Consider the following 9,918-nt stretch of genomic DNA (forward strand, 5'->3'; position numbering starts at 1 on the left):
TGGTAAAGTAAGCTTGATGAAGCAGGTGATGTATTCAAGTTTCATGTGAGATACGGTGTAGATCACTATGATTTCAGACAAAGAGATCAATTGGGTACAGGCGTACCATACTGGTTTATCTTCGTGGAGATGTGAGACAGACGATGACAAGCTCTACGGAGACTAACTTGGAATTGCTGGGTCAGTTCAACCCTTTCGAATTGGGAGGAGGATTGAAAGTAGGTGTGACGGCTGGTGCCAATTTCATGGCTGCCAATAGCTATGCACAGACCGGTCTAGGCACAATGGTCTGGTCGTGCCAGATTTTTACTCGATCAACAACTCTGCTGACAAAGATGCCTCTGAGTACATCTACAGAAGAAGAACTGAACTCAGTATTTGGAATGGCTCAATTGTCGTTTAGAGAATATCTATTCTTGGATTTTACTGCTAGAAACGACTGGTCGTCTACTTTGCAGCCCAGACAACAGATCACTACTTCTACCCATCTGTAGGATTGAGCTGGGTGATTTCTGATACTTTCGATGGTATGCCTTCATGGTTGAGCTATGCTAAAGTAAGAGGGTCTTATGCAGAAGTAGGTAAGGATGCAGAGCCATATAGTTTGTATCTAACTAACACCATTACTAATGCAGGTGCTTTGCAGCCAGTACATCAAGCCGAATGAAAACATTGCAGCCTGAGTCGTTTAAAGTCAACTGAATTCGGTGTGGATTTGAACTTCTTCCACAACAGATTCACTTTGGGATATACTTTCTATAAAAACAACGCTGAAAATCAAATCATTCCTTTGCCAGTCAATGCGGCTACAGGGTTTACACACGAGTTGATCAACGCAGGGAACATCGAAAACAAAGGGCATGAAGTGACTTTGGGAGTAGGTATTATCAATACAGGTGCATTCAAGTTTGATGTAGGTCTAAACTGGGCCAGAAACAGAAACAAAATCATCGAACTAGCTGATGGGTATTCATACCTACTAGGTAGTGGAGAAGAAGGTGTCTCGTTTGGTTCAAGTAGTAGCTGAAGAAGGTGGCTCGTTTGGAGATATCTATGGGTATACTTATATGACTGACTGATTAGGGCAATATGATCCTTGATGGTAGTGGTAGATTTCAGAGAAGCAATGAAAGAGAATACCTGGGCAACTTCAACCCAGATTGGAATGCTGGTATCACAGGCGCATTGAGCTACGGTACTGCCAGCATGGGTAGAGTTTCTTTTACCGTATTGTTTGATTACATGAAAGGTGGCGACATCTATTCTTATACCAATGCCCAAGCTGCAGCTTTTGGAACCAGCGCCATTACTGCTGAAAATAACAGAGCAGATTACGCGATCGCTGGTGTAGATGTAGATGGTAATCCTGTTTCTAGCACATTGAGTGCTCAGCAGTACTGGGGGAGCTACTGTCAGCCATCGATTCTGAGTGGATGTTCGACAAGAGTGAAATCAATTTGAGAGAACTTACTTGTAGGCTACAGCCTGCCGTCATCCATCTTTGGAAACTCTGGCATTCGTGGAGCTACATTGAGTATAGTAGGTAGAAACTTAGCCACCTTCGGTAGCGAACTGAACGGGGTTCCTCCATATGCCTATACTACATCAAGCCAGCAAGGCAGCAGAAGCTTATACTGCTCCTAGAACGGCAACTATCGGTTTCAACCTAAAAGTTCAATTCTAAAATTTCTGATTATTATGAAACTAAAAATATTATACAAGTGTACTTGCATTGACCCTAGTGTTCAGTGCGTGTTCAGATTGGGAAGAATAAATACGGATCCTAACAATCCTCTCGCAGAAGATGTAGATCCAGGACTGAAAGTGGGTAGTGTGTTCAAAGAGGCTTGTCTCACAGCTCACCTGCACCAAAGGATACAGTAACCTATATGTAGACATGTTTGCACAATACTATACAGGTACTGGTTTTGCTACTTATACCAACAATCTCTGTAGATGGCTGGACAGGCGATTACTGGAATGAGCATTACAAGTGGTTCAATTCGTTGAGTAGTCTTGTAGATCAATACGAGGACTCTGGATAGCTATACCAATGCCGTGGCCGATCATGTATCTGGAGAGTGTGGGTGACACATCGTGCCACTGACTTGATGGGAGATATTCCATTATTCTAATGTTAGCAGAAGGAGTGTATGACTGAAGAAATATTCTATAAAGACATGCTTAACGAATTGGAAGAAGCTGTGGCCAGCATAGATCACTAAGATGCAGAGCTATGTTTAGCGATGCCATCTATCAGGGAGATTTGACCAAGTGGACTTTGTTTGCCAACTCTCTAAGACTGAGATTGGCGATGAGAATATCTGGAGTAGAACGCTGCATTGGCTAAACAGCACGCAGAAGCAGCAGTAGTTGGTGGTGTGCTAGAGACACAAGCCAATATGCCCACTATGTATGCCAACACGGCTATCTGGGGCGAAGGCTATAGCTACAACTACTATTTCTGGTGGGATCAGGCAATGGAGTAGGTATGACAAGTACATTCTATGACCTGACAGCTGGAATTGGTGGCCTAGCGTTCAATACGGCAGATGTAGGAGCAGCTGTAGCTAGTTACCCTGCTGTCAGTAGATCCACGAGCTCTATTCTTTGGTTTGTCTGATCAAAATGCAGATGTAGGCGAAGGGTTTGAAGGTGTTTGGCCTGGAATTGATGCAGGTCTTGCTCCATCAGCATTGACTGCACCAGAGAATTTTGTACAAAACAACTCTAGAATGAATACAACATTGAGAGGTGAGTTCAATGGCGACAATGCTAGAAGCTGGACCATCATGCCAATTGCTGAAGTATGGTTCTTGAGAGCCGAAGGAGCTTTGAATGGTTGGAATATTGGCAAGACCGGCTCAAGAAGCTTACGAAGAAGGCTAGTTGTCTTGAATACTGGGATTAAGCTCATCGAGCACTTACCTTGCTTCAAACGAAGTCAACCAAGTGGACGGTATCAGCTGGCTTGGGGCGATGGCAAGTGTACTGATTGTAGAAAAAGTAATTGCTCAAAAATTCATTGGTGGATAGCCTGACAATGGATGGGGAGCATGGGCTGACTTGAGAAGATTGGAACTTCCAGCGGTAGACTTTGGTTACAGTCAAACACTAACGTGCCTGCAGGTAAAGTGATCCGAAAGGTGAAATACCCATCATCACGAGCCTGGACTGAAACGAGGCTAATTATGCTCAGGTGGCCGACAAGGACGTAGAAGGTACCAAGCACTGGTGGGCCAAATAAGAAAACGTTAATACATAGTGATTTTTCAAAAGGCTGCTCCTTCACCGGGCAGCCCTTTCGTTTTTAAAGTGACCTGAATTTTGTGTTCTCCATTCGACTCGTCATTGAGCGACAAACAATTGCGCTCAGCGAAAAAATAAACAAAAAACATCCTTACGGTTAGTTTAGTATTACGATTTAGCGACAGCGAGATCAAAGAATTTAAATTAGAGTTTTGGGTTAGAAAGGGTCACGTTTTACGTGATCTTTTCTTTTTTGTGCCAGTCACATATACACACATCCGTTTAGCTTCAAAAAATATCCCTTTAGCTAATATATTTCCCCTCCATAGCGTCACTTATTAGCTTTATACATATAAAGAATGGAGTAAAGGTGTCGTTATCACTTTTAATATAAAGGAAATTGGATATGAGTATTACAATGGTAAAAGAAACCGCAAGAGGATCGAAGAGTATCAGCCGAAAAGCATGGAGTGCGATGGAAGCTACCAAATTCGAGAAAATACATACAGAGGTATTCGAAGGGTCTGACGAAGCCTCACTTGTCATAGCGCAAGAAATTGCCGATTTGATCAGGAGTAGGGAGGCAAAAAATGAAAAGTGCATTTTGGGCTTAGCTACTGGGTCGTCTCCGATTCGGGTCTATGCCGAGCTGGTACGTATGCATAAGAAAGAAGGATTAAGTTTTCAGAATGTAGTGTCATTCAATCTAGATGAGTACTATGGACTAGACAAGACAGACAATCAAAGCTATATCCATTTCATGCATTATCATTTGTTCGATCATGTAGATATCCTTCCGGAAAACATCAATGTACCAAGTGGTAAGATCGCCTTTGAGCACATAGCTGAATACTGCACACAGTACGAAGAAAAAATTGAAAGCTATGGCGGCCTCGATTTTCAACTTCTTGGTATCGGGCGTACAGGCCATATTGGGTTCAACGAACCAGGGCTCCAAAATTAGCTCAACCACGCGAATGATCACTTTGGATTATTCTCACCCGTCAAGACAATGCCTTTGCTTTTAATAGCAAAGCAGATGTACCACGCAAAGCCGTGACGATGGGTGTGGGAACAATCCTAAAAGCCAAAAGAATCGTGATCATGGCTTATGGAATGAAGAAAGCCGAGATCGTAAAGAAAACTGTAGAAGGAGAAATGTCTACCGACGTACCTGCTACATTTTTGCAGACACATGGCGATGTTACTTTTGTGATGGATGAAAATGCAGCTAAGGATTTGACACGCTTCGAAACGCCATGGATCGTAGGGGACTGCGAATGGACAAAGGACCTAAAAAGAAAAGCAGTGGTTTGGCTGAGCCAAAAACTAAACAAACCCATACTGAAGTTGGCTGATCGTGACTACAACGACAACGGCATGTCTGAAATACTAGGAGAGGGTGGAGCCTATGAGGTAAACATTAAAATGTTTAATCATTTTCAGCACACGATCACGGGATGGCCTGGAGCGAACGAAATGCGGATGACACCAATCGTCCTGAAAGAGCTAATCCAGATAAGAAAAGAATTATCATTTTTAGTCCACATCCAGACGATGACGGGATCTCTATGGGAGGTACTTTTTTGCGCTTGGTAGACCAAGGACACGAAGTACATGTGGCTTATCAGACGTCGGGTAATATTCCGTCAGCAGATGATGAAGCACTGAGGTTTACGGAATTTGCCAAGAACTGCTACGAATACGCTGCAGGACAAAGGGCAAGACCCCAAGGTGTTTGACAAGATATTTAAAGACATCAATGACAAGGCAAATCAAGAGGTAACGCCAGTCCAGATGTACGAAAAGTAAGGTCTCGATCAGACGAGGCGAAGCAATCAGCGCTTGTAGATACTATGGCATACCAGATAGTCGAGGTACATTACCTAGACTTGCCTTTCTACGAAACGGGAAAAGTGAAGAAATCCCGCTTGGCAAAGCCAATGTACAGATTGTCAAAAATTTGATCGACGAGATTAAACCCCATCAAATCTACGCAGCTGGCGACTTGGCAGATCCGCATGGCACACATGAAGTATGTCTCAAAGGCATCTTTCGGCACCAGTAGATCTGAAAACAGAAGTATATGAAAGACTGCTGGGTATGGCTATACAGCAGGCGCTTGGCACGAATACCCGATCGATGAGATCGAAATGGCTGTGCCTATTAGTCCAGAAGAGCTACTCAAAAAACGTATGGCTATTTTTCGTCACCAGTCGCAGAAGGATGGTGTAGTATTTCAGGGCGACGACAGTAGGGAATTTTGGCAGCGCTCAGAGGATCGCAATGAAGAAACTGCCGAAATGTACGACCAGCTCGGGCTAGCCGAATACGAAGCAATAGAAGGGTTCAGAAGATATCACTTTCTATAAGATCAATTATTATTACGGCTCAGCGAATGTTTTCGTTGAGCCTTGATTCAATCCCTGCCATTTGAATAAAGATAGACTTCTCAGCCTTGATGTCTTTAGAGGCCTCACTATTGCTGCCATGATATTGGTGAATGACCTGGCTCGTGGTCGTATGTATATGCTCCGCTATTGCATGCACAGTGGCATGGCTGTACGCCTACAGATCTAATTTTTCCATTTTTTCTGTTTATGGTAGGCATGGCTGCTTTCGCTGGGTACTCCCAAAGGAGGAGAAGCTAGAAAGCAAATCGCTAAGAAGATATTGAAGCGAAGTTTATATCTGATATTAATCGGCCTATTTCTCAATGGCTTTCCGTATTTCGAACTTGCTACTTTACGAATTCCTGTGTGTTGCAGCGTATAGGCTTGGTGTTTTTGGCTATTGCACTTATGCATCATTATGTGACTACCCGAAACCAAATCATAATTGGAGCTTTATTGCTGGTGGGCTATTGGGCGCTCATGACGATGGTGTCAGTGCCAACTATAGGTGTTGCCAATCTTGCGCCAGACACCAATTTTGCTGCTTGGTTCGACAGGAGGTTCCTATCTGGCCGATGTGGAAACTGAGCAACACTTGGGACCCAGAGGGCTTGCTCAGTACAGTGCCTGCAATTGGTACAGGCTTATTGGGTGTTCTACAGGCAAATTGTTGTTTGGTACGGCTGATCAGACAGCTGGTCTGACGAAGGTGTTTGTACTGGCCAATGTACTTATTGCGATGGCACTTGCCTGGGATTTGGTCTTTCCAATCAATAAAAGCCTGTGGACGAGTTCGTTTGCGCTCTCATACTGGAGGTGTAGCGATGAATTTTTATGCAGTGATGTACTGGCTATTAGATATACAGAAGTATCGTTCATGCTATACCTTTCCATTCGAGGTTTTTGGTTCTAATGCTATCACGGCTTATGCACTATCAGGTATTTTGGCGACTATATTTGGTTTGATTTCCATAGGAGAGCATTCTTTGCAGGAATGGATATACACAGGAATGGTCCATATTGGTGAGCTTTTATTTTGCGTCTCTGGTCTATGCGTTTGGTTTTGTGGTGATTTGCTATCTCCTGTACTCCTTTTATATAAGAGGAATATTTTCATCAAGGTGTAAGGGAAACTGAAAATATCATAATAATTTTAAACTTTATTGTAATTTCTTCTAACGAAAGTGGCCAATCGGAAGAATACAATTAAATTCGAGATTTAATAAAGGGGCAACAGCACACACCCATCGGAACTAGTGATCTTCCAAGTGTGACTGGGAACGATTCAGGATAATAAAAAAGCACTGACACTCAGTTCGAGTGGTATCAATCCCTATTTTCATACTGAGGATATTATAGAAGTGTCTGTCAGGTCAGCTGGCGAATTGCTAAAATATGCCGATCAGATTGAAGTGGTTTTTTTCTATGGTAGTGGATGCTCTAGTAAAAAACTTCAAAATATCGTCGACCGAGCCTTGTCCAAAGTATTTGTTCAGTCGCATATTTATGTGAATCACGACATTGTAGCAGCTGCTTTTGCTACTCTATAATGGTACGCCTAGTTTTACTTGCTTGATGGGTACAGGCTCTAATTCATGTTTTTTCGATGGAGACATCGTAAGGCAAGAAGTGCCAGGTGTCTGACTATGTGTTGGGCGATGAGGGGAGTGGAGCTTATTTTGGTAAAATATTGCTGCAAGCTTTTTTACGTAAACAATTACCTGCCGAATTAGCTACGGCATTCGAAGAAACATACAACATTACCAAGCATGATATCCTGCAAAACGTTTACATGAAACCTTTTGCCAATGTGTATCTGGCGCTTTCTTCAATTCATTCATCAACACAAAGACCACGATTTTTTTAGAGTGATACTAAAGATGGATCAGACAATTTGTAGAGATTTATTTGGAATGCTACCCAGACCACAAGAACTACACGGTTCATTTCGTGGGTTCAATACCTTTCTTTTTTGAAGACATTCTGAAAGAAATATTAACAGAAAAGGGAATTGCCTTAGGCAAAATTATCAAAGAGCCGATTGAGCAATTAGTACAATATCATATTAATAAACACTACACGACAAGATAATGCTTGAATTAATAGTTGGAATAGACATAGGAGGAACTAGTACTAAATTTGGACTGGTAGACACAGCAGGAAAGGTTCGAATTCATAGCAGTATAGCTACAGACAACCCTGACATCAATGTTTATATCAAAGATTTGGCTAAAGCTATAAGAAATGCTGCCGATTCATTGGACGAGCCCGTAGACTTTATTGGCGTGGGTGTAGGTGCTCCTAATGGCAATTACAAAAAAGGCACAATAGAGGATGCCCTAACTTACCATGGTCTGGTACGGTGCCTTTATCAGATCTGCTTAATAAAGAATTTGGCTGCCTGTACAGCTTACCAACGACGCCAACGCAGCGGCCATGGGTGAAATGATGTTTGGCGGAGCCAGAGGGATGGACGATTTTATTGTGATCACATTAGGGACAGGATTGGGCTCTGGTTTTGTGGCCAACGGGCAGTTGATCCAAGGGCATGATGGACATGCGGGCGAACTTGGCATATCGCCTACAAAATAGGTGGTGGTAGATACTGTAAGTGTGGCAAGAAGGGATGCTTGGAAACGTACGTTTCGGCTACAGGTTTAAAAAGAACCGTCTATAAGTTGCTGGCAGATCATCACATGGATAGTGAGCTGAAACGCTACAGCTTCGATGATCTAAATACCAAAATGGTAGCTGATGCTGCTGAAAATCGGTGATGTAGTCGCTCAGGAGGCCTTCGAGTATACAGGTAAGGTATTGGGAGCCAAGCTAGCTGATGCTGTGGGGCATACCAGTCCAGAGGCGATATTCATCATGGGAGGATTAGCGAAAGCAGGTGATTTGATATTCAAACCTACCATCAAGCATTTCGAAAAGAACTTGTTACACATTTATCAAGGTAAGATCAAGGTTTTGCCTTCAGAATTGAACAGCACGCATACGCCAATCATAGGAGCGGCCAGTTTGATACTGAAAGATATTATGACAAAAAAAGGCTTAGTGATTTGATCTAATGCTTTATGCTTCGATCTTTTTATGCAGGTGATTATTAGTTTTGATAAAAGGTAAGGTAATCGTAAAGCGAGTGAATTTGCCTAGCATGGAGTTGAGCTCAATACTGCCGTTCATTTTTTCTACGGCTTCTTTAATAATGTAAAGACCCAAGCCAGCACCTTTTGACCGGTCGCTGGCACGGTAGAACATATCAAATATTTTGCACTGTTGGTCAGGTTCAATGCCTATACCATTGTCGGCTACTTCTATGCGAAGTCCAGCTGCTGATTCGCTGATTTCTATCATGATTTCTGATGCTTTATCATAGTCTTGATACTTGATGGCATTAGAAATCAAGTTGGATAAAATCATACTAATTCGTCTTTTGTCAGTTTTGAATGGATGATTTAATTCTATTTTGTTTTTGAATTTGAGTCGTTGATAGCCACCGATGTGACTCAGGTTATTTATAGTTTCTTGTATGATGGTATCGAAATGGATCAATTGATATTGAATTTCTAGTCTTGAGTTTCTAGAGTAATCCAATATGTCCATGATAAATTTATCGAGTCGATCTACACTAGTTGTTATTAATTCTAGGTATTTCATCAAAGGAGGGGAAGGCTTTTCTGTAATGGATATATTGACTAACCCTTTGATGGAAAGTAGAGGTGCGCGTAAATCGTGGGAAACACTATAGACAAACCTGTCAAGCTCAAAATTAACTTTTTTAAGTTCGTCTATTTGTTGAACGAGTAGGTTTTGAGCTTTCTTTTCTATCGGTAATGTCCTCTAAGGATCCTTCATATTTGATTGGGTTAGAACCGTTAAAGTGCACTCTTATATTTGAACGTACCCAAATGATGTCTCCATTTTTTTTGTAAACCTGATGCTCTATTCCGTTGACCTCACCTGTCATTTGAAGGAGCTCTCTTATTTTCATCCTATCCTGCTGATTCACCATAAGTGATCCAGCACCAGGGACAAGTTTGCAGAACTCCTCACGTGATTCATAGCCAAACATTTTGACCATAGCAGGGTTTACTGTAGTGAAACTTCCCTCGCCGTCAGCAACATATATGCCTTCTAAAGAATTTTCGAAGAGTTCGCGGTATTTGTCTTCTGCATTTTTTTTCTCTGTAATATTCCTAAACGACCATACACGCCCTACATTCTTTCCATCCAGTATCATTGGCACCGAATGCCTTTCGAATATTCTTCCATC

General features: G+C 42.2%; 23 protein-coding genes and 1 pseudogene. 22 read left to right on the forward strand and 2 right to left on the reverse strand.

Annotated features, from left to right (window positions below):
- Positions 1 to 143: 143 nt before the first annotated feature.
- The 22 genes and pseudogenes from N7U62_RS22825 to N7U62_RS22905 all read left to right on the forward strand — a co-directional run bounded on the left by N7U62_RS22825 (position 144) and on the right by N7U62_RS22905 (position 8,708).
- Positions 144 to 494 carry a hypothetical protein gene (locus N7U62_RS22825; RefSeq protein ID WP_264140489.1) on the forward strand — a complete coding sequence of 117 codons (351 nt, stop codon included), beginning with the start codon at positions 144 to 146 and terminating at the stop codon, positions 492 to 494.
- A 2-nt stretch (positions 495 to 496) separates the two neighbouring features.
- A complete protein-coding gene (locus N7U62_RS22830) occupies positions 497 to 667 on the forward strand; it encodes a hypothetical protein (RefSeq protein ID WP_264140490.1) in 171 nt (56 codons plus the stop codon).
- A gap of 42 nt (positions 668 to 709) precedes the next feature.
- On the forward strand, positions 710 to 1,027 hold the full coding sequence (locus tag N7U62_RS22835; RefSeq protein ID WP_404818047.1) for a hypothetical protein: 318 nt from the start codon (positions 710 to 712) through the stop codon (positions 1,025 to 1,027).
- A 62-nt stretch (positions 1,028 to 1,089) separates the two neighbouring features.
- Positions 1,090 to 1,461: a hypothetical protein gene (locus N7U62_RS22840; RefSeq protein ID WP_264140491.1), complete on the forward strand. Its 372-nt coding sequence runs from the start codon at positions 1,090 to 1,092 to the stop codon at positions 1,459 to 1,461.
- A gap of 237 nt (positions 1,462 to 1,698) precedes the next feature.
- On the forward strand, positions 1,699 to 1,884 hold the full coding sequence (locus tag N7U62_RS22845) for a hypothetical protein (protein ID WP_264140492.1): 186 nt from the start codon (positions 1,699 to 1,701) through the stop codon (positions 1,882 to 1,884).
- Between the two features lie 352 nt (positions 1,885 to 2,236).
- Positions 2,237 to 2,350 (forward strand): SusD/RagB family nutrient-binding outer membrane lipoprotein, encoded by a 114-nt coding sequence (locus N7U62_RS22850; RefSeq protein WP_318840760.1) that lies wholly within the window; start codon positions 2,237 to 2,239, stop codon positions 2,348 to 2,350.
- On the forward strand, positions 2,343 to 2,489 hold the full coding sequence (locus tag N7U62_RS23130; protein ID WP_318840761.1) for a hypothetical protein: 147 nt from the start codon (positions 2,343 to 2,345) through the stop codon (positions 2,487 to 2,489). The genes N7U62_RS22850 and N7U62_RS23130 overlap by 8 nt, the downstream gene beginning before the upstream one ends.
- A gap of 2 nt (positions 2,490 to 2,491) precedes the next feature.
- Complete coding sequence (locus N7U62_RS22855) at positions 2,492 to 2,623, forward strand: hypothetical protein (protein ID WP_264140493.1); 132 nt, start codon at positions 2,492 to 2,494, stop codon at positions 2,621 to 2,623.
- Positions 2,616 to 3,041, forward strand: a complete 426-nt coding sequence (locus tag N7U62_RS22860) for a SusD/RagB family nutrient-binding outer membrane lipoprotein (RefSeq protein ID WP_264140494.1) — start codon at positions 2,616 to 2,618, stop codon at positions 3,039 to 3,041. Before N7U62_RS22855 ends, N7U62_RS22860 begins: the two co-directional genes overlap by 8 nt.
- Before the next feature lie 614 nt (positions 3,042 to 3,655).
- Positions 3,656 to 4,213, forward strand: a complete 558-nt coding sequence (locus N7U62_RS23135; protein ID WP_318840762.1) for a 6-phosphogluconolactonase — start codon at positions 3,656 to 3,658, stop codon at positions 4,211 to 4,213.
- Between the two features lie 98 nt (positions 4,214 to 4,311).
- Positions 4,312 to 4,848, forward strand: coding sequence for a hypothetical protein (locus N7U62_RS23140; RefSeq protein ID WP_318840763.1), 537 nt, complete (start codon positions 4,312 to 4,314; stop codon positions 4,846 to 4,848).
- Positions 4,821 to 4,991 (forward strand): hypothetical protein, encoded by a 171-nt coding sequence (locus N7U62_RS23145; protein WP_318840764.1) that lies wholly within the window; start codon positions 4,821 to 4,823, stop codon positions 4,989 to 4,991. The genes N7U62_RS23140 and N7U62_RS23145 overlap by 28 nt, the downstream gene beginning before the upstream one ends.
- Positions 4,933 to 5,061 carry a hypothetical protein gene (locus tag N7U62_RS23150; protein ID WP_318840767.1) on the forward strand — a complete coding sequence of 43 codons (129 nt, stop codon included), beginning with the start codon at positions 4,933 to 4,935 and terminating at the stop codon, positions 5,059 to 5,061. Before N7U62_RS23145 ends, N7U62_RS23150 begins: the two co-directional genes overlap by 59 nt.
- A gap of 341 nt (positions 5,062 to 5,402) precedes the next feature.
- Complete coding sequence (locus N7U62_RS23155; RefSeq protein WP_318840765.1) at positions 5,403 to 5,621, forward strand: hypothetical protein; 219 nt, start codon at positions 5,403 to 5,405, stop codon at positions 5,619 to 5,621.
- Positions 5,622 to 5,682: 61 nt separating this feature from the next.
- Entirely contained in the window at positions 5,683 to 5,829 is a 147-nt protein-coding gene (locus tag N7U62_RS22870) for a hypothetical protein (RefSeq protein ID WP_264140495.1), read from the forward strand.
- A 333-nt stretch (positions 5,830 to 6,162) separates the two neighbouring features.
- Positions 6,163 to 6,555, forward strand: a complete 393-nt coding sequence (locus N7U62_RS22875) for a hypothetical protein (RefSeq protein ID WP_264140496.1) — start codon at positions 6,163 to 6,165, stop codon at positions 6,553 to 6,555.
- A 448-nt stretch (positions 6,556 to 7,003) separates the two neighbouring features.
- Complete coding sequence (locus N7U62_RS22880) at positions 7,004 to 7,192, forward strand: hypothetical protein (protein ID WP_264140497.1); 189 nt, start codon at positions 7,004 to 7,006, stop codon at positions 7,190 to 7,192.
- Positions 7,193 to 7,278: 86 nt separating this feature from the next.
- Entirely contained in the window at positions 7,279 to 7,509 is a 231-nt protein-coding gene (locus N7U62_RS22885; RefSeq protein ID WP_264140498.1) for a hypothetical protein, read from the forward strand.
- Positions 7,510 to 7,732: 223 nt separating this feature from the next.
- Entirely contained in the window at positions 7,733 to 8,086 is a 354-nt protein-coding gene (locus N7U62_RS22890) for a hypothetical protein (protein ID WP_264140499.1), read from the forward strand.
- 4 nt (positions 8,087 to 8,090) lie between these two features.
- Positions 8,091 to 8,266 (forward strand): annotated as a pseudogene (locus tag N7U62_RS22895) (ROK family protein); the annotation flags it as partial.
- 6 nt (positions 8,267 to 8,272) lie between these two features.
- On the forward strand, positions 8,273 to 8,416 hold the full coding sequence (locus N7U62_RS22900; protein ID WP_264140504.1) for a hypothetical protein: 144 nt from the start codon (positions 8,273 to 8,275) through the stop codon (positions 8,414 to 8,416).
- Positions 8,397 to 8,708, forward strand: coding sequence for an ROK family protein (locus N7U62_RS22905; protein ID WP_264140500.1), 312 nt, complete (start codon positions 8,397 to 8,399; stop codon positions 8,706 to 8,708). Before N7U62_RS22900 ends, N7U62_RS22905 begins: the two co-directional genes overlap by 20 nt.
- 9 nt (positions 8,709 to 8,717) lie before the next feature.
- Here the strand turns inward: N7U62_RS22905 and N7U62_RS22910 are convergent, their stop codons facing one another.
- Both N7U62_RS22910 and N7U62_RS22915 read right to left on the reverse strand, forming a co-directional pair.
- Complete coding sequence (locus N7U62_RS22910) at positions 8,718 to 9,473, reverse strand: sensor histidine kinase (protein ID WP_318840766.1); 756 nt, start codon at positions 9,471 to 9,473, stop codon at positions 8,718 to 8,720.
- On the reverse strand, positions 9,424 to 9,918 hold a 495-nt coding region (locus tag N7U62_RS22915; RefSeq protein WP_264140501.1), incomplete at its 5' end, for a PAS domain-containing protein. The genes N7U62_RS22915 and N7U62_RS22910, both read right to left, overlap by 50 nt.

Origin of the sequence: Reichenbachiella ulvae, from assembly GCF_025833875.1 — a bacterium.
GTDB classification, from domain to species: Bacteria; Bacteroidota; Bacteroidia; order Cytophagales; family Cyclobacteriaceae; genus Reichenbachiella; species Reichenbachiella ulvae.

Bases quoted from the DNA above. Each gene is read 5' to 3' on its own strand.
- N7U62_RS22845 (WP_264140492.1), top strand. From the start codon at position 1,699: ATGAAACTAAAAATATTATACAAGTGTACTTGCATTGACCCTAGTGTT.
- N7U62_RS22855 (WP_264140493.1), top strand. From the start codon at position 2,492: ATGACAAGTACATTCTATGACCTGACAGCTGGAATTGGTGGCCTAGCG.
- N7U62_RS22840 (WP_264140491.1), top strand. From the start codon at position 1,090: ATGATCCTTGATGGTAGTGGTAGATTTCAGAGAAGCAATGAAAGAGAA.
- N7U62_RS22890 (WP_264140499.1), top strand. From the start codon at position 7,733: ATGCTTGAATTAATAGTTGGAATAGACATAGGAGGAACTAGTACTAAA.
- N7U62_RS22905 (WP_264140500.1), top strand. From the start codon at position 8,397: ATGCTGCTGAAAATCGGTGATGTAGTCGCTCAGGAGGCCTTCGAGTAT.
- N7U62_RS23135 (WP_318840762.1), top strand. From the start codon at position 3,656: ATGAGTATTACAATGGTAAAAGAAACCGCAAGAGGATCGAAGAGTATC.
- N7U62_RS22825 (WP_264140489.1), top strand. From the start codon at position 144: ATGACAAGCTCTACGGAGACTAACTTGGAATTGCTGGGTCAGTTCAAC.
- N7U62_RS22850 (WP_318840760.1), top strand. From the start codon at position 2,237: ATGTTTAGCGATGCCATCTATCAGGGAGATTTGACCAAGTGGACTTTG.
- N7U62_RS23155 (WP_318840765.1), top strand. From the start codon at position 5,403: ATGGCTGTGCCTATTAGTCCAGAAGAGCTACTCAAAAAACGTATGGCT.
- N7U62_RS23145 (WP_318840764.1), top strand. From the start codon at position 4,821: ATGGGAGGTACTTTTTTGCGCTTGGTAGACCAAGGACACGAAGTACAT.
- N7U62_RS23140 (WP_318840763.1), top strand. From the start codon at position 4,312: ATGGGTGTGGGAACAATCCTAAAAGCCAAAAGAATCGTGATCATGGCT.